Consider the following 17,160-nt stretch of genomic DNA (forward strand, 5'->3'; position numbering starts at 1 on the left):
AGAGGCCGGCACAGGTGTACAAAAAAAGGCGACCGCAGTCGCCCTTTTGTTTTACCGATTGGATCAACCGCGACGGCGCAGGGCCTCGATACGGTCTTCCAGCGGCGGGTGGCTCATCAGCAGCCCGGCCAGGCCGTGCTTCAGGCCACCATTGATGCCGAAGGCCTTCATGCTGTCGGGCATGTGCACCGGCAGGCCTTGCTCCACGCGCAGGCGCTGCAGGGCGCCGATCATTGCTGCGGTACCGGCCAGCTGTGCACCGGCTTCGTCGGCGCGGTATTCGCGGCGGCGCGAGAACCACATCACGATCATGCTGGCCAGAATGCCCAGGATCAGCTCGGCAACGATGGTCGCTACGTAGTAGGCAATGCCCTGGCCTTCTTCGTTCTTGAAGATCACCTTGTCGACGAAGTTGCCGATGATGCGCGCGAAGAACATCACGAAGGTGTTCACCACGCCTTGCACCAGCGCCAAGGTGACCATGTCGCCGTTGGCCACGTGGCCGATCTCGTGGGCCAGCACTGCGCGCACTTCATCGGGCGAGAAACGCTCCAGCAGGCCCTGGGACACGGCGACCAGCGCGTCGTTGCGGTTCCAGCCGGTGGCGAAGGCGTTGGCCTCGTACGCCGGGAAGATACCCACCTCGGGCATCTTGATGCCCGCTTCACGGGACAGCTCTTCCACCGTTTGCAGCAGCCACTGTTCGTGGCGGGTGCGCGGCTGGCTGATGATCTGGGTACCGGTGGTCATCTTCGCCATCCACTTGGAGATGAACAGCGAGACGAGGGAGCCGGCAAAGCCGAACACGGCGCAGAACACCAGCAGGCTGCTGAGGTTCAGGTCGACCCCGTTGGCGGCCATGAACCCGTTGAAACCGAACAGGCTCAGGGTAATGCTTGCAACCAGCACCACCGCGAGGTTGGTGGCTACAAACAACAGAATGCGCATCATGGTTGTTACGTTCTCCTGACGGATGAGTTGTCGCTTACTGCGGGGTATATAAGGGGCCGGCCGTGCCGATTCAATCGGGCGACTATTTCAAACTGTGTACGGCGGAGTATGGCAGAGGATGGCGCGGGGGCTGTGGGATAGAGCGTTGCAGGATGTAAGAAACATCCTGTGGGGTTTTGGGGGCTGCTTTGCAGCCCATCGCGACACAAGGCCGCTCCTACAACTGATCGCGTAACCCTGTAGGAGCGGCCTTGTGTCGCGAAAGGGGCGCAAAGCGCCCCCAGGGCCTTCACTTACTGCGAATAACCCTTCAGGAAATTCCCGATCCGGCCAATCGCCGCCTCCAGGTCATCCACCCGCGGCAAAGTGACAACGCGGAAGTGGTCCGGCCACGGCCAGTTGAACGCCGTACCTTGAACGATCAGCAGCTTTTCCGACAGCAGCAGGTCGAGCACGAACTTCTCGTCGTTGTGGATCGGGCAAACCTTCGGGTCGATCTTCGGGAATGCATACAGCGCACCCATCGGCTTCACGCAGCTAACGCCCGGGATGTCGTTCAGCAACTCGTAGGTGCGGTTGCGCTGCTCCAGCAGGCGGCCGGGCGGCAGCACCAGGTCGTTGATGCTCTGGTAGCCGCCCAGCGCGGTCTGGATGGCATGCTGGGCCGGCACGTTGGCGCACAGGCGCATGTTGGCCAGCATGTCGATGCCTTCGATGTAGCTTTGCGCGTGGTGCTTGGGCCCGGAGATGATCAGCCAGCCGGAACGGAAGCCCGCCACCCGGTACGACTTGGACAGGCCGTTGAAGGTCAGGCACAGCAGGTCGGGGGCCAGCGAGGCGGTGCTGATGTGCACGGCTTCGTCGTACAGGATCTTGTCGTAGATCTCGTCGGAGAACACCACCAGGTTGTGCTGGCGGGCCAGTTCCAGCATGCCCAGCAGCAGCTCTTTGGAGTACACCGCGCCGGTCGGGTTGTTCGGGTTGATGATCACCAGGGCCTTGGTGTTCGGGGTGATCTTGGCCTTGATGTCCTCAAGGTCTGGGAACCAGTCGGCCTGCTCGTCGCACAGGTAGTGCACCGGCTTGCCGCCGGCCAGGCTCACGGCGGCGGTCCACAGCGGGTAGTCGGGGGCAGGGATCAGCACTTCATCGCCGTTGTTGAGCAGCGCCTGCATCGACATCACAATCAGCTCGGACACACCATTACCCAGGTAGATGTCCTCGATGCCGACGCCTTCGATCTGCTTCTGCTGGCAGTACTGCATCACCGCCTTGCGCGCGCTGAACAGGCCTTTGGAGTCGCTGTAGCCCTGCGCGGTGGGCAGGTTGCGGATCACATCCTGGAGGATTTCGTCAGGCGCCTCGAAGCCAAACGGCGCCGGGTTGCCGATGTTCAGCTTGAGGATGCGGTGGCCTTCCTCTTCCAGGCGCTTGGCGTGCTTGAGCACTGGGCCGCGAATGTCGTAGCAGACATTGGCGAGCTTGTTCGATTTGCTGAACTGCATGATGGGATCCCGATTGAGAAAACGCGCTACGCCCCGCCGAAAGGTTTGAAAGGGCAGGAAGCGGGTGCCAGACTGAACGCCTGGCACACGAAGCCAACTAATATACGTGCCACCCGCGCCCCGGAAAAGACGGTGCGCAGTGAAATTCAGCCTGCCGAGGTCCCTACATGCAAAAGATCGTGAAAACCCTGGAACAATGGCAGTCGATGCTCGACCCCGAGCAGTATCAGGTATGCCGCCTCAAGGGTACCGAGCGGCCGTTCAGCGGCAAGTACAACAGCGAGCGCCGCGACGGCATCTACCACTGCATCTGCTGCGGCCTGCCGCTGTTCGATGCGCAGACCAAGTTCGATTCCGGCTGCGGCTGGCCGAGCTTCTACGCACCCATCGAGGAAGCCGCGATGATCGAGATTCGCGACACCTCCCACGGCATGATCCGCACCGAAGTCACCTGTGCCCGCTGCGATGCGCACCTGGGCCACGTGTTCCCCGATGGCCCGCCACCGACCGGCCTGCGCTACTGCATCAACTCGGTGTGCATCGACCTGCGCCCGCGCGACTGACCGGAGCCCGACCATGGCTGGATCGATACTGGACATCCCCTGCGTGACCCTGGGCGGCGAGCACAAGAAGCTCGGCGACTTCCCCGGCAAGGCGCTGCTGGTGGTCAATACCGCCAGCCAGTGCGGCTTTACCCCGCAGTACAAGGGCCTGGAGCAACTGTGGCAGGCTTATCGCGCGCGTGGCCTGGTGGTGCTGGGCTTCCCCTGCAACCAGTTCGGCAAGCAGGAGCCGGGCGATGCACGGGAAATTGCCCAGTTCTGCCAGCGCAATTTCGGCGTGAGCTTCCCGCTGTTCCGCAAGGTCGAGGTCAACGGCCCCGGCAGCCATCCGCTGTTCGTCGAACTCAAGCAGCGCGCGCCGGGCATTCTGGGCAGCCAGAAGATCAAGTGGAACTTCACCAAGTTCCTGGTCGACCCGGCCTCTGGCCAGGTAACGCGCTACGCCCCCACCACCAAGCCGCAGGCCCTGGAAGCGGACATCGAGCGCCTGCTCAGCCGTTGACCGGCACCCAGTGGTCGACCAGCGCCAGCAACTCTTCACGGCGGAACGGCTTGGCCAGGTAGTCGTTCATGCCGGCTGCCCGGCAGCGCTCGCGCTCTTCGGGCATGGCGTTGGCGGTGAGGGCGACGATTGGCAGGTCGGGCCAGCGACCGCTTTGGCGGATACGCCGGCTGGCCTCGTAGCCGTCCATCACCGGCATGTTGCAATCCATCAGGACCAGGTCGAATTCGTCCTGTTCCAGTAGCTCCAGGGCCTCGGCGCCTTGGGTGGCCAGCTGTACCTGGCAGCCGAGCTTGGCCAGCATGCCCTTGGCCACCAGCTGGTTTACCGGGTTGTCCTCCACCAGCAAGATGCGCGCGCGGCCTTGGTCCAGTGTGATGGCCGGGGTAGCCAGCGGGTGTTCGGGCTCATGGCCCTGCAAGGTGCGGCGCAAGGTCTGGTACAGGGCGTTGCGCGCCAGCGGCCGGGCCAGTTGGTGCAGGGGGGCGAGGGCGACCGACTGTTCGCTGGGCAGGAAGTTGCCGTAGGCGGTCACCAGCAAGATCGGTGTTTTCAATGCCGGGCGCAGTTCGAACAGGTGGTCCAGGCTGTCGGTGATGAGCAGGTCGATGGCCGTCGCGTCGAGCCCCGCGCAGCTGTCATGGTGCTGGTAGGCAAGGCCCCAGGCAGGCAGCAGGTCCTGCAATAGTTCATCGAGCCCGCTGCCGGCCGTGCTCAGCGCCGCCACGCGCCCGTGCAACGGTGCTGGCGCAATGGCCTCGGTGTGCACGGCCAGTGGCAGTTCGGCGGTGAAGCGGCTGCCGAAGCCAGGGTCGGACTTGATGTGCAGGTGGCCCTGCATGGCCTTGCACAGGTTGCGTGTCAGCGCCAGGCCCAGGCCGGTGCCGCCGTACTGGCGGGTGATGCCGGCGCCGGCCTGGGTGAATGGCTGGAAGATCCGTGCCTGGGCTTCTTCGGGGATGCCGATGCCGGTGTCGCGCACTTCCAGGCGCACACCGCCGACGATGGTCGACAGGCGCACATCCACGCGGCCGAAGCGGGTGAACTTGAGGGCGTTGGACAGCAGGTTGCTGACGATCTGCCGTACCCGCGTGGGGTCGCCAAGCACGCTGCTGGGGAAGTCGCGGGCGATCAGGCAGGTCAGCTCCACGCTTTGCGCGGTGTTCTGCGACAGCAGGTTGGCAGTGTCCTCGACCATCGAGCCCATGTCGAACGGAATGCGCTCCAGCTCCAGCTGGCCGGCATCGAACTTGGACAGGTCGAGAATATCGTTGAGCAACTCCACCAGCACCTTGCCCGAGTCATGGGCTATCGCCAGCTGCTGGCGTTGCTCGCTGGGCAGCGGGCTGTCCAGGGCAAGGGCGATCATGCCGAGCATGCCGTTGAGCGGGGTACGGATTTCGTGGCTCATGTTGGCGAGGAAGGCGGCGCGCGCCTGGGCCATGTCCAGCGCCCGGCGGCGGGCTTCTTCCAACTCCTGGTTGGACAGGCTCAGGCTGCTGTTGCTGGCCTTCAGCTCGTTGGTGCGTGCCGAGACGATATCTTCCAGCTCGTTGAGGTACTGGGTCAGGCGGTTTTCTGCGGTGCGCCGCTGATCGATCTCGGTGGCCATGCTGACGAACTGCTGGTTGGCGACCCTTACCAGTACGCCGATTTCGTCATGTTCATGTCCGGGCGGGCATTGCAGGCGGGTTTGCGTGGGTTTGCGCGGGTCGCTGCCGCTGAGCGCACCAATTACCGTCACCAGCGGCTTGGTCAGCATCATGTAGAACAGCGCCAGGAGGATGCCGGTCAGCACCAGGCTACGGGCGAAGCCGTTGAGCAGGGTGATCCCGGCACGGTCGAGAAAGCGGCTGCCGAAGGCGTAGGTGTCCACCTCCAGGTAGAGGGTGCCGAGGTTTTCCTCGGGCATGTGGGTCAGATACAGGCGTTCCTTGAACTGGCGCTGATCGCCGAACAGGAAGTCGCTGAGTGGCCGGTAGCGGTCCTCCAGGCGCGGTCGTTCGACGTCGGCCAGTACCGTTTCGTTGTTGTCGATCAGCCGCGCACGGATGATGGCCGGCGACTCCAGCAGGCCGCGAGTCAGCTCCAGCGCCAGTTCCGAGTCGATGTTGTAGGCGATGCGCGAGGCCGGGTTGTGGCTGATTTGCAGCAAGGCGCGCACTTCACGGTTGATGGACGCGTCTTCGCTGGCATAATCGATGCCGATCTGGATGAGACTGAGCAATGTTCCCAGGATGAAGCCGACCAGGACTGTCAACCGGGCTTGCTTGTATGACAGGCGATTGGTGAACTTGATATCCATGTGTCCCGAGCCGGTTTCACGTCCCTTGCGCTGCGCAAGCATAGCCGAATAGCCCCGGCTGCTGGTGGGTCTGTCACACATTCAGCCTTGATTGCTCTACTGGCTGTGCCGGCCTATTCGCGGCTAAAGCCGCTCCCACAGGTACATCACAGGTCTCAAGGGCGGTGATAAACCTGTGGGAGCGGCTTTAGCCGCGAAGAGGCCGGCACAGCAGCCCCGAATCTGAACTTGCAGGAGCCCTGATGGACGCTCGCTTGATTGCTTTCCTGGACCGCGCCGAATCGGTACTGGCCCGCCTCGAACCCCTGTTGCCGGCCCAGCGCCCGAACATCGACTGGGCCACTACCCTGGCCGCGCGCTGGCAGCGTGATGGCCGCAGCGGCTACCTGCTGCCACTGGAAGTCAGCCTGGACATTCGCCTCAGCGACCTGATCGGCGTCGACCAGCAGCGTGACCAATTGGGCCGCAACACCCATCAGTTCATCAACGGCATGCCTGCCAACCATGCACTGCTGTGGGGCTCGCGCGGCACCGGCAAGTCGTCGCTGGTACGTGCCCTGCTGGCCGAGCACGCGGGTGCCGGCCTGCGCCTGATCGAAATCGAACGCGACCACCTGGCCGACCTGCCACGGGTGGTCGAGCAGCTGCAGAAGCTGCCGCAGCGCTTCATCCTGTTCTGCGACGACCTGTCGTTCGAAGCCGGGGAGGGCGACTACCGGGTGCTCAAGAGCGTGCTCGACGGCTCGCTCGAGCAGGCTCCGGACAACGTGCTGCTGTACGCCACCTCCAACCGCCGCCACCTGGTGCCGGAAAAGGAGAGCGACAACGAGAACTGGAAGCGCGTGGACGGCGAGCTGCACCCCAGTGAAGCGGTGGAAGACAAGATTGCCCTGTCCGACCGTTTTGGCCTGTGGCTGTCGTTCTACCCCTTCACCCAGGAACACTTCCTGAACGTGGTCGAGCACTGGATCGGCCAGCTCGCGCAAACTGCCGGCCTGGCCTGGCAGCGCAGCGAAGAACTCGACATCCTCGCCGTGCGCTGGGCCACCGGCCGCGGTAACCGTAATGGCCGTTGTGCCTATCAGTTCGCCCGCTACTGGGTCGGGCTGCAATTGCTGGAGCAAAAGTAAATGATCGACCTCAATGCCAGTGGCGCCGGCCTCGACGGTTACAACCTGCTGGCGGCGCAAGTGCAGGCGCTGTTTGCCGACGAGCGTGACTTCATCGCCAATGCCGCGCAGTTTTCGGCATTCCTCTATAACCAGGTGGACGACCTCAACTGGGCGGGGTTCTACCTCAACCGCAACGAAGAACTGGTGCTGGGCCCGTTCCAGGGCCAGGTGGCGTGCGTGCGCATCCCGTTCAGCAAGGGCGTGTGCGGGGCGGCAGCGGCCACCCGGCAGACTCAGCGGGTAGAGGACGTGCATGCGTTCCCAGGGCATATTGCCTGTGACAGTGCGTCCAACAGCGAGCTGGTAATCCCGCTGGTGAAGGAGGGCAGGTTGATTGGTGTGCTGGACCTGGACAGCCCGAAGCTTGGGCGCTTCAGTGAGGCGGATCAGGTGGGGCTGGAGCGGTTGGCGGCGATTTTTCTGGAGCTGACCGACTGCTGATGGTCGCTGCCTGTACCGGCCTCTTCGCGGCTAAAGCCGCTCCTACAAGGATCGCACCAAGCCTGAGGGCGATGCGGTCCCTGTAGGAGCGGCTTTAGCCGCGAAGAGGCCGGTACAGGTTAAAGCATCAGTCGTACATCACCTTCTTCTTCCAGGTCTCTTCCTCATCGGTCTTGAGCCCCTGGGTCAGTTCATTCTGCTCGTCCTCCGCCGGGGCCAGGCGGTCCAGCACCTGGGCGTTGGCCCGAGCCAGCAGCTTCTCCAGGTACGTCAGCTGCTCTTCATACACCTTCGGTTCCGGCTGCTTGCGCAGGTACTGCACGCCGCGCTCGAAGGCCAGGCGCGCCTGGCCTGGCTGGTTCTGCTGCAGGGCCTGCTGGCCGAGGTTGTTGAAGAACTCGATATGCAGCAGCACCAGGATATGGCGGATTTCCTTGATCCATTGCTTGGCCTCGGGCGTGGGCAGGAAGCCCTCCTGGGCGGCTCGGGTCACCTGGTTGTGCAACGCCTCCAGCAGGAAACGCACATCCTTGGCCTTGATCTCGGTCTGGATCGGGTTGGGCGGGTTGTTCACCGGGATCTGCGTACCCTGGGCAATCAGGTTTTCCAGTTCGGCGATGCGCGCCTTGATCTCGGCATTGTGCTTGTCCATCGCCAATTGACGCTGGTTGAGGTTGAGCTCCAGGCGGGTCAGCAGCAACTTCAGCGCCGGGGTCATGAACTGGCCGGGGAAGGTCTCGGTGATTTCGCCACAGCGGCGCAGGCGGTCGGCCAGCTCGATCTTCATCCGGGCGCGCTCGAGCTTGCCGTTCTCGACCACATTGTTTAGGTAGCCGATCACGATCAGCAGCGCGATACCCGCCACGATGAGCAGGGTGATCAGAAGTGGTGTCACCGTTAATGCCTCATTGAAGAAGAATTACAGCTTTGAGTGTAGTGAGTTCGGTGTGGGACGAACAGCTGCTAAATCCCTGTGCCGGCCCTTTCGCGGCTAAAGCCGCTCCCACAGGTACGGCACTGCCTTCAAGCTGCGCACGGTCCCTGTGGGAGCGGCTTTAGCCGCGAAAGGGCCGGCACAGGATTGCTTCTCTCTATATCGGCAACCCATCCCGCATCTGCACCCCAACACACCCGGAAGTCATTGATTTAAATAAATTTCTATAAAGGGGTTGACGCCTGTCCGAACCATCCATAGAATGCGCGCCACTTGCAGCGTAAAGCACACAGCGAAACGCGGCAGGGAGTGAAAGCAGGCAGTAATGCCAGCAGCGTGTCCCCTTCGTCTAGTGGCCTAGGACACCGCCCTTTCACGGCGGTAACAGGGGTTCGAGTCCCCTAGGGGACGCCAAATTGCGGGAATAGCTCAGTTGGTAGAGCACGACCTTGCCAAGGTCGGGGTCGCGAGTTCGAGTCTCGTTTCCCGCTCCAGTTTCTCCGGCAACGCTTAACTGCGGGGCAGGAAAAGAAAATCCAGGCTGAATCGTGAGGTTCAAACCTGGTGCACTGAAAAGTGTCGTGTGTCCCCTTCGTCTAGTGGCCTAGGACACCGCCCTTTCACGGCGGTAACAGGGGTTCGAGTCCCCTAGGGGACGCCATTTGCGGGAATAGCTCAGTTGGTAGAGCACGACCTTGCCAAGGTCGGGGTCGCGAGTTCGAGTCTCGTTTCCCGCTCCAGTTTAAATACTGTGGCGTCTATGCGGTGCAGTGGTGGTGAAGGTCTTCAAGGCGCTTCACGCCGATAGTGGTAAAGCTTCAAAATGCGGGAATAGCTCAGTTGGTAGAGCACGACCTTGCCAAGGTCGGGGTCGCGAGTTCGAGTCTCGTTTCCCGCTCCAAACATGTAACCAGACGCCCCGACTTGTTCGGGGCGTTTGCTTTTGTACTGAAAAAAGCTCTCCAGCCTCTCATGGCTTCATTTTCCTGGCTCCCAGGACACGGATTGCCCGCTTGGGCTGTACGTGGTGGGCGCACCCTATAACGAGAAATGCTCCCCATCTTTCGATGCGGAGCATTTTTGCGTTTTTGCTTTTCCCAAACCAACAACCTGGCAAGCAAGTTGCCAGGCCGGGTGCAAATCAGCGATAAGTGACGGTGAAATTGAGTGCTCCATTGGCCTCGCCCGGGGTTACGGTGGGCGCGGTCTGGTAATAGCGGGCCTGGAAATTCAGGGTGAGGTCGCCGGGGCTCAGCGGCATCACGGCAACTTCTTCTTCCAGCCGAAAGGGGCTGCCGTCTGCGTGCAGCACCTGGATACCGATGCCAGTAGCCCCCGAACCGCTGGACAGGCTGAATACACCCTTGTCGACGTCTATCGGTTTCGACCCATTGGCTCCGTCGAGCCGTATATAGGCCTGGGTGCCGCCTGATGCGTCGCTTTCGCAGTCGTTGAGTGTGATCCTGAAGGGGACTGCTTTCGTGAAGTCATCAGGTTTGCCGAAGTCCTTCACGTCGTGGGTGCCCAGATCTACCGGGGCCGGGCTGACGGCGTTGGCCTTCAGCGTGCATTGCGCGGTGGTCACTGTGCCATGCAAGTGCGCACGCATCACGGTGCCGACATCGCTGTAGGTGCCACTGAACAGTTGAATACCGTTGAAGGAGTGGGGGCCGGGGGCAATCGGGCCAGTCTTGATCAGCGTGATGTATGCACGCAGGTTGTTCAGTTGGATGCCGGTGGGGCCAGGGGCGTGATCGGCGTAGCCTTGCCACGGGACCGACGTCCAGTTGATGTAAGTCCAGGCATTGCTGGGGCTGCCACCTTTGCCGTGATATGGTGCGACCAGGCGCACATGAATGCCGATACCATCCACGCCGGTCTGGATCACGCGGCCGGTGAGGTCTTCGCCGTTGATCGGCGGCAGCGAACCAGTGAACAGTGGCTGGGTGTTGTTCACGTTGGCCGTAAGGGTTGGGCCTTCGGCCATGAAATTGGTACAGATTACCTGGAGGCCAGCTTCGTTGGGCCGGTTGTAGTAAGTTTCGGCCTGGCCAATGACCGACCCGATTGGCGCATCGCGGCCTACCCATTGGTGTTTGAGATCGATGTTGTGCTCCAGTTCGCCGCTGATGCCGCCGCTCCAGTCGCAGGCCGATCGTGCAAAGACCTCGCCGCTGGCCAGCAGTGCCAGGCACAGGGAAGTCAACGAGACGCGGGTGGATGGTTTCATGGGTTCAGGTCCGGGGGCTGTCTGTCGAGGATTGCGGGCATTGCAGGGTCTGAAGGCGGTAGCCTTGTTCCTCGCGCATGCTTCGAGGGGCGATGGCCAACTGGCAGGTCTGGCCGCCCCACTGCACGTGCAATGGCTGTGGTTTGTCATCGGTGGCCACCAGCGCCTGGCCGGCCTGGCCGACCACCGCCAATACCTGGCCCTGCTCATCACTGACTTGGGCGCCAAAGGGCAGCGGCTTGCCGTTGGCCTGTAGCAAGGTCAGGATCAAGCGGCTGACATTGCGTGCGGCAAAGGTTGCTTTGACGATTGCGCCGCGGCGGGGGACAACCTGGGTGCTGCCGTTGTCTATCTGTACCTGTGGCGCCAGGTCGGCGGTGTCCAGGTGCAGCGGGTTGCTGCGATAGGGGCGCAGGTGTGGTGCGATCAGGTAGCCGGCGCTGTCGGTCCTTCCGCCAGGGGTGCTCTGCACACCGAGGCCTGGTGTGCCAGGGACCTCGACAAGGGCGTTGGTTTCGCCGAGTTGGCTGCCAATGGTCAGGCCGCCCGCGTGCAGCACCATGGCGCCACTGGCGTTGGCCGAGAATGACTGATAGTCGTTGCCCTGGGTGTAGCCGGCACCGACGTTGGCCCAGGCCCCTTGATAGCCGACCGACAATGCGCCGGATGTCTGTTGCTGGATATCGCGGGTGGTCGAGGCGGTATACCTTAAACGATTGTCCAGTGCGCCGCCGCTGAGGCTGGCGCGCTGGCTCTGGCGCCCGTTGCTGGCCTGGGTGCCGATCGTGGCACTGGCACCGTTGAACCAGTCCAGGGGCAAGGTAATGTTCAGGCCGATCAGGCGGTCCTGGTGGTTGTTGCGGGTCAGCGATTGCGAGGCGAACAGGTTGAAGTTGATGTTGCGGTACTGGGTGTTGTACTGCAGCTGGTACTGCCTGCGTTGCAGGTTGTTGCGCCAGTAGTCGTCCTGGGACAGCGACAGGCTCAGCGAGCCGTAATTGCCCAGGCTCTGGTATACCGACGCTTCGAGGCGGCTGCGGCGGTTGCCGAGGTAGCCGCTGTAGGCATTGCGTTCGCGTACGGCCTCGTCGTAGTCGCGGTAACCTTCGCTGGAGTAGCGGTAGCCGGCGAATCGCAGATTGGTACCGGTGGTGAACGCCTTGCCGTAGCGGGCGGAATAACTCTGGCCCTGCACTTGGCCGAGGCGCTGGCCCAGGTCGGCGCTGGCCTGGGTGACATCCAGCGACACCGCGCCCAGGTGCCCCAGGTCGCGGGCCATGCCGAGCAGTGCGGCGCGGTAGGGCCCTGGAGAACAGAGGTAACTTGTATTGGTAATGAATGTAGGTGTGAACTAATTAATCAGGGCGTGGTATTGGGGATACACCGTGGAACTCTCTCCTATCGAAGTTCCTGGCTCGTATTGTACGTATGTCGACATGTCGGTCAAACTGTCTAAAGTTACGTATTTGACTCATAAGGTCTTCGAGGTTTTCAGTCGAAGCAGCCCGTTGTCTAGGAGGGGCAGGCGGTTGACTTCCAGTACTTTCAGGGCCTCCTTGGGGCGTTTGTTGGACTGGTTCCGTGGAACTTGCATTTGTCGATATCTCAGGCGCGCTTACTCTGCGTACCCTGCTGTTTTCGGTAATGGAGGCATCCGGGCGCTCGAATGCAAAGCTTGGGTTGTCGAGGCTTGTCGTCAGCTGCCCTTGCTCGCTGGTGAGGGTGGTGCTGATCCTGGTGGGCAAGGTCGTGACTTCTGGCTGATAGCTGTAGGTATGGGTGCGCTTGCTGGTGCGGTGATGCTGGTGTACCAGCGTGCGTCCTTCCTGGTAGTCATAGCGTTCTATCCGTGGCCCGACGGTCAGTGTGCTCATGCGGCCGAGGCCATCGAAGGTGCGTGTGCAGATTGGGGTTGCATCGCCTTCGAGTTCCAGGCGGGTGGTGAGGGTTTCGCTGGTGAAGTCGCTGAAGCGGCGTATCAGCGCGCTCTGGTCGGGGCGTTCGTTGCGCATCATGCGGCCCCAGACATCGTAGCTGAACTTCCAGGCATGGCGCAGGGCCGGTTTGGGTTCCGCAGGCGTGCTCAACGGGTCGCGCTGGGTGCGAGTCTCCGTTACGCAGCGGCCGAGGCCTTCGTAGAGGTAGTCGCGCCTGCCTACTTCTTGCCCGTCCAGGTCGATGCGCTGCTCATATACGGGCTTGCCAAAGCGGTTGAACTCGACCTTTTGCAACTGGCGTCTCAATGGTTGTTTCAGCGCCGCTTCATCGGCTCGTTCCTGCCAGGTTTCGATGATGTCTCCGTCTTTGCCAAACGGCGAGCGTTGCTGGCAATAGATGACGCCATTGGGGCCGATGGTCTTGCTCAGGTTGCCCCAGTCGTCGTACTCGAACCGGCTGGTCAGTGCGAGGCTTTCGTTGTTGTCGAGATTGTCATGGACGGTTTCGGCGCATTGGCGCCCAAGACTGTCGTATTGCTTCGTGGCCACGGTGAAGGTCTTGCGTACCGGATTGTCCGGGTCATTGGCCGTATCGATTTCGCGCTTCTCGCCTACGCTGCGGTTAAGACCATCGAGTAACAGGGTGCTCACGACTTTTTGCACATTGGTTGTCACTTGGGTTGGCTGGGAAGCTTCCACGCTAAACCCATCCAGTTCGACCTGGCCAAACAGCAGGTAACCTTGGAAAGTGGCCAGTCCTTGAGCTTGCCTGACCCGACTGTGGCTACTCGCTGGGTAGTGTTCGGGGAGGGTGACCCGCGTACCGCGCAGTACGCCCTGTTCATCGCCTTGCCGGAGTTGATAGGCAATTGTCTCATGGGGCCATCGCTGCCACTGCGCCTGGGGTTCAACCCGATGAGTAGCCAGGATGCAGGCTTTGGTCATGGCTGGAGTTTGAACCTTACGCAGTACTCGCCTGCCAGCAACATGCTCGAATTGCACACCGGAGAGCGTTACAAGATCACAGGCTCCGACCTCGGCGATGGCACCGGGCTGGGGATTGACGAGCGCACGGTGGAAACCTTCCACATGCACGAAGACACGCATGGGGCCTACTGGCGGGTGGTACACAAGTCCGGCCTGGTGGAATTTCTTGAACTCAAGGGCAGCGAAAACAAGGTTGCACTACCAGTACGCGTCGAAGGCCCTCTGGGGCACTGGATCACCTTGGCGTACAACGACAGTTACAATGGCATTCCCTGCCTGACCAGCATTGTAGATGGCACGGGGCTCAAGTTGCTGGAGCTGACCTACAGCAGTGGTGAAGTAATTATCGGTCTGCATCCAGAGTCCGGCAGTCAAGGCCGCGCGTTGGCAACTTATACCATTAACCTGAGTACCGAAGGTTCACCGGCACTGCGCCTGCCCCAATCGGTGCAATTACCCTTTGACCATGATGATCCCTATGCGAACAAGGGCAGTTGGCGCCTGAAATACCGCCACTTGAAATACGAAGGCGAGCGCAACCTGGCCGTTTTGAGCAAGGTGGAAAACCCGGTGGGCGGCACTGAAACCATCGATTACGAGTTCGGTGATAATATTGGCCATCGCTTCCCAGGGGATGCGCATCCGGCATTACCCAGGGTGGTTCGTCATCTCATCGAACCTGGTGCCGGGCAGCCAGCCATGCTGACTACCTACGCGTACTCGGACAACAACTTCCTGGGACGGGGGGCCTCTGGCGTCAGTTGGGTTGACAATGGCTTTGACAACCTCTACCAGTTCACGGGGTCGGACTTCGAGTATTCCACGCAGATTACCCACTATCTGCACGCCGACAAGCCGAAGGATGCGCCAGATCAAGTATTGAAAACGGTTACTCAATACTACAACCGTTTCCACCTCATGACCCGCCAGGTCAACGCGCAGAACGAGCACGTGCACGAAGTGGTCACGCAGTACCACGAGCAACCTGGCTTGTCCTTCAAGCATCAGCCGAAGTTCTTCCAGATGCCCCATGTCGTGACGCGCCGCTGGAAAGAAGGCAGCGGCTGGGCACGGGAGGAGTGTGACACGACCCTATACGATGATTACGGCAACCTGCTCGACGAACTGCTGGCCAACGGTGTGCGCACCCGCTACGCGTATTACCCCAAGGAGGGGGCGGGTACCGACTGCCCACCGGATCCTCATGACTTTGTGCGTAACGTGCGCGACACGGTCGTGATACCTGGCGCCGGCGCGCCGGGGCAACCGGTGGCGCCTATCCGCTGCACTCGCCTTACCTATGAACGCCTGGCTGCCAAGGTGGGCGCCCATGATCGGGCGGGTGCGCTACTGGTCAAGAATGAGACCCTGCTGAAACTTGCCAATGAAAGCGACCAGATCGGCCAACCCTACAGTTCGACGGATTATACGTACTACCGGATGCACCGCGTCGGGCTGGAATATGGCCGTATCCGATCCCAGGTCACCACACTCGACAATAAAGCCACGAAGAATGCTTACCTGTACGAGATGTCGGAGGCAATCGGCGCCAATGTGCTGCAGACGGTGCAGACCCATACCGGTTTCGACCATGGTTCGGAGCAGGCGTACGGTAGCCCCCATCATGCTCAGAAGCGCACTACCCTGCGTCAGGATGTGTTGATCAACCTGCCAGTGCTCAACCGTGACGACAACGATGTGGAGATTGCGTATGTCTACGATTCGTTGCGGCGGGTGGTCGAGGAGATTGTCATGCCTAACCACGCCGAATTCAGAGCTTCGCGTCGTTACAGTTACAGCTTGGTTGCCCTGACCGGTCAGCAGGCCGAGGAGACCAGTGAGAATGTCAAGGGAGTGGTCACCCGCACCTGGGTCGATGGCCTGAACCGCGCGGTGGCGCAGGAACGTCAGGATGCGGACAACCCCGATACCTTGCGTGCCGAGGCATTGCGTGCCAGTTACAAGATGACCTACGACGGCTTCGGCAACCTTGCCGAGGAAACCGAATACGATTGGCTGGACTATGAACCTGAAAAGGTCGATGCCCGGGCCGCGCAACAGGTTGGCAAGCCGGTTGTGGCGACCGCGGCGGAAACCGCCTATATGACGCGCTACCTCTACGATGACTGGGGCCAGCAGTATTGCCAGATCGGCCCCGACAACGTCAGGCATTTCGAGCAGACCGACCCGCAGGGCAGCGACCAGTGGAAGGATGGCCCGGTACAGACCAGCTGGCGCGAATCGGAGGATGGCGAACTGCGTGATGCCAGCACGGGTGAACTGCTGCTTCCCGATGGCGCCGGTCGAACCGGCAAGACCGTCAGCTGGCTCAACCGGTTCGAAACGCCTGTGCGGGTGGAGCGCTTTACCATCGACAGGCCGGGCGTGCCCGCCAAGTCCTACAGTGTGCAGCAGAGCCACTACGATGGCCTCGGGCGCCTGACGCAAGAGATAGATGCTCGCAGGGCCGACAAACGCTTTGTCTACGATGTGTTTGATCGACTGGTGGACGAAACCCTGGCAGACGGTAGCGTGGTGCACCGCGACTATGCCACGCACAGCGGTGAAGATTTGCCGGTGCTTATCAGGGTCGGTGACAAGGTGCTCGGTGAACAAGTGTTCGATGGCCTGGATCGCATGGTCGTGTCGATTACCGGTGGGCGCAGGCGACAGATGTTCTACCTGCCCGGCCAGCGCAATCCAGACAGGGTGATCACGCCAGCGGGTGAGAGCATTTACTACGAGTACAACCCTCAACTGAATGAGGAGCCTATCAGCCGTAAGGTCGTCGACTCGACCACCAGCGTGGCCGCACAGAACTTCGAAGCCACGTATGAATACGATCCGAAGGACGCGCACCTGACCGCTGCCGTGGAGCAAGGGGAACTCCTCAAACGCACCTACTTCAGCACGGGGGCGGTCAAGTCTGAAGTGCGTAACGATTACACCATGTATTACCAGGTAAGCCTGCGTGAACGTGCATTGACTTACACCGATGTGCTCGGTGCGATTCAGCGCTATGACTACAACCCCGCAGGCCAGTTGGAACTGACAACGTTAGGGGGCGTAGAGGCACGCTTTACCTATGACACGCTTGGCCGACAGATCAAGATTGCTACCCGAGAAGGGGGGCAGTTCCTGATCACGACGTTGAGCTACGATGAGTTCGATCGAGAAGTATTGCGCACGTTCACCATGAACAACGCGGTGCAAAGCCTGGCGCAGGATTACGATGTACGTGATGCCTTGACCTTGCGAACGCTACACGAGGGTGAGCACTTACTGCGCAAGGAGACTTATGACTACGATGATCGCGCGCGGTTGACCAAGGATGATGCAGGGCGTGATCTGACCTATGACGGTTTGAACCGTCTGATCGAAGTGATCGTACCTGCAAACGGCGATGTTCCAGAGCAAACAAGTCGCTACGGATATGACCCGGTGGATCGTTTGGCCAGTCAGGAAATCTAGAGCCGAGTGATTCAGGCGTGAATGAAAAGGCCCATGCTTGCATGGGCCTTTTTTTTGCCTGTCAAGGCCGGGTGGGTTTCAGGTACCTGATAAAAATGCCAGTTGTGATTCGGAGTCATTGAGTACAGGCTTCAGTCAGAAGGAAGCTGAAGTTGTATTCGA

General features: G+C 61.0%; 12 protein-coding genes and 5 tRNA genes. 10 read left to right on the top strand and 7 right to left on the bottom strand.

Annotated features, from left to right (window positions below; genetic code table 11):
• Positions 1-63: 63 nt before the first annotated feature.
• Together htpX and NY023_RS07810 are read right to left on the bottom strand one after the other, a co-directional pair.
• The gene (gene htpX / locus NY023_RS07805; RefSeq protein WP_013971542.1) at positions 64-951 is read right to left on the bottom strand and encodes a protease HtpX; all 888 of its coding nucleotides are present in this window, start codon (positions 949-951) and stop codon (positions 64-66) included.
• Between the two features lie 293 nt (positions 952-1,244).
• Positions 1,245-2,456, bottom strand: a complete 1,212-nt coding sequence (locus NY023_RS07810; RefSeq protein ID WP_013971543.1) for a pyridoxal phosphate-dependent aminotransferase — start codon at positions 2,454-2,456, stop codon at positions 1,245-1,247.
• Positions 2,457-2,623: 167 nt separating this feature from the next.
• Here NY023_RS07810 and msrB point away from each other — a divergent pair, with 167 nt between their 5' ends.
• Together msrB and NY023_RS07820 are read left to right on the top strand one after the other, a co-directional pair.
• The gene (gene msrB / locus NY023_RS07815) at positions 2,624-3,019 is read left to right on the top strand and encodes a peptide-methionine (R)-S-oxide reductase MsrB (RefSeq protein WP_013971544.1); all 396 of its coding nucleotides are present in this window, start codon (positions 2,624-2,626) and stop codon (positions 3,017-3,019) included.
• Between the two features lie 13 nt (positions 3,020-3,032).
• Positions 3,033-3,521 (top strand): glutathione peroxidase, encoded by a 489-nt coding sequence (locus NY023_RS07820; protein WP_013971545.1) that lies wholly within the window; start codon positions 3,033-3,035, stop codon positions 3,519-3,521.
• Here NY023_RS07820 and NY023_RS07825 read toward each other — a convergent pair.
• Entirely contained in the window at positions 3,511-5,868 is a 2,358-nt protein-coding gene (locus NY023_RS07825) for a response regulator (RefSeq protein WP_024086513.1), read from the bottom strand. The two genes, NY023_RS07820 and NY023_RS07825, sit on opposite strands and share 11 nt — an antisense overlap.
• Before the next feature lie 200 nt (positions 5,869-6,068).
• On the opposite strand from NY023_RS07825, the gene NY023_RS07830 reads away from it, so the two are divergent.
• Both NY023_RS07830 and NY023_RS07835 read left to right on the top strand, forming a co-directional pair.
• Positions 6,069-6,956, top strand: a complete 888-nt coding sequence (locus NY023_RS07830; RefSeq protein ID WP_013971547.1) for an ATP-binding protein — start codon at positions 6,069-6,071, stop codon at positions 6,954-6,956.
• Positions 6,957-7,439, top strand: coding sequence for a GAF domain-containing protein (locus NY023_RS07835; protein WP_003260813.1), 483 nt, complete (start codon positions 6,957-6,959; stop codon positions 7,437-7,439). It abuts the gene before it with no gap.
• Between the two features lie 127 nt (positions 7,440-7,566).
• On the opposite strand, the gene NY023_RS07840 is transcribed toward NY023_RS07835, so the two are convergent.
• Positions 7,567-8,334, bottom strand: coding sequence for a hypothetical protein (locus NY023_RS07840; protein ID WP_013971548.1), 768 nt, complete (start codon positions 8,332-8,334; stop codon positions 7,567-7,569).
• A gap of 377 nt (positions 8,335-8,711) precedes the next feature.
• Here NY023_RS07840 and NY023_RS07845 point away from each other — a divergent pair.
• The 5 genes from NY023_RS07845 to NY023_RS07865 all read left to right on the top strand — a co-directional run bounded on the left by NY023_RS07845 (position 8,712) and on the right by NY023_RS07865 (position 9,274).
• Positions 8,712-8,787: transfer RNA gene (locus NY023_RS07845), tRNA-Glu, on the top strand.
• A 4-nt stretch (positions 8,788-8,791) separates the two neighbouring features.
• Positions 8,792-8,867: transfer RNA gene (locus NY023_RS07850), tRNA-Gly, on the top strand.
• Positions 8,868-8,958: 91 nt separating this feature from the next.
• Positions 8,959-9,034, top strand: a tRNA-Glu gene (locus NY023_RS07855).
• Between the two features lie 3 nt (positions 9,035-9,037).
• Positions 9,038-9,113 (top strand) — tRNA-Gly (locus NY023_RS07860).
• 85 nt (positions 9,114-9,198) lie between these two features.
• Positions 9,199-9,274, top strand: a tRNA-Gly gene (locus tag NY023_RS07865).
• A 240-nt stretch (positions 9,275-9,514) separates the two neighbouring features.
• On the opposite strand, the gene NY023_RS07870 is transcribed toward NY023_RS07865, so the two are convergent.
• From NY023_RS07870 to NY023_RS07880, 3 genes are all read right to left on the bottom strand, one after another.
• Positions 9,515-10,603, bottom strand: a complete 1,089-nt coding sequence (locus NY023_RS07870; protein WP_013971549.1) for a fimbrial protein — start codon at positions 10,601-10,603, stop codon at positions 9,515-9,517.
• A 4-nt stretch (positions 10,604-10,607) separates the two neighbouring features.
• Positions 10,608-11,882 (bottom strand): fimbria/pilus outer membrane usher protein, encoded by a 1,275-nt coding sequence (locus NY023_RS07875; RefSeq protein ID WP_013971550.1) that lies wholly within the window; start codon positions 11,880-11,882, stop codon positions 10,608-10,610.
• A gap of 76 nt (positions 11,883-11,958) precedes the next feature.
• A complete protein-coding gene (locus NY023_RS07880) occupies positions 11,959-13,485 on the bottom strand; it encodes a hypothetical protein (protein ID WP_158308185.1) in 1,527 nt (508 codons plus the stop codon).
• On the opposite strand from NY023_RS07880, the gene NY023_RS07885 reads away from it, so the two are divergent.
• On the top strand, positions 13,456-16,998 hold the full coding sequence (locus NY023_RS07885; RefSeq protein WP_158308186.1) for a sugar-binding protein: 3,543 nt from the start codon (positions 13,456-13,458) through the stop codon (positions 16,996-16,998). The two genes, NY023_RS07880 and NY023_RS07885, sit on opposite strands and share 30 nt — an antisense overlap.
• Positions 16,999-17,160 lie beyond the last annotated feature (162 nt).

It is taken from the genome of Pseudomonas sp. NBB, assembly GCF_032701105.1.
In the GTDB taxonomy this organism is placed as follows: Bacteria; Pseudomonadota; Gammaproteobacteria; order Pseudomonadales; family Pseudomonadaceae; genus Aquipseudomonas; species Aquipseudomonas asiatica.

Coding starts and splice junctions, on each gene's coding strand:
- htpX (WP_013971542.1), bottom strand. CDS start 951: ATGATGCGCATTCTGTTGTTTGTAGCCACCAACCTCGCGGTGGTGCTG.
- NY023_RS07810 (WP_013971543.1), bottom strand. CDS start 2,456: ATGCAGTTCAGCAAATCGAACAAGCTCGCCAATGTCTGCTACGACATT.
- msrB (WP_013971544.1), top strand. CDS start 2,624: ATGCAAAAGATCGTGAAAACCCTGGAACAATGGCAGTCGATGCTCGAC.
- NY023_RS07820 (WP_013971545.1), top strand. CDS start 3,033: ATGGCTGGATCGATACTGGACATCCCCTGCGTGACCCTGGGCGGCGAG.
- NY023_RS07825 (WP_024086513.1), bottom strand. CDS start 5,868: ATGCTTGCGCAGCGCAAGGGACGTGAAACCGGCTCGGGACACATGGAT.
- NY023_RS07830 (WP_013971547.1), top strand. CDS start 6,069: ATGGACGCTCGCTTGATTGCTTTCCTGGACCGCGCCGAATCGGTACTG.
- NY023_RS07835 (WP_003260813.1), top strand. CDS start 6,957: ATGATCGACCTCAATGCCAGTGGCGCCGGCCTCGACGGTTACAACCTG.
- NY023_RS07870 (WP_013971549.1), bottom strand. CDS start 10,603: ATGAAACCATCCACCCGCGTCTCGTTGACTTCCCTGTGCCTGGCACTG.
- NY023_RS07875 (WP_013971550.1), bottom strand. CDS start 11,882: ATGGCCCGCGACCTGGGGCACCTGGGCGCGGTGTCGCTGGATGTCACC.
- NY023_RS07885 (WP_158308186.1), top strand. CDS start 13,456: ATGAGTAGCCAGGATGCAGGCTTTGGTCATGGCTGGAGTTTGAACCTT.
- NY023_RS07880 (WP_158308185.1), bottom strand. CDS start 13,485: ATGACCAAAGCCTGCATCCTGGCTACTCATCGGGTTGAACCCCAGGCG.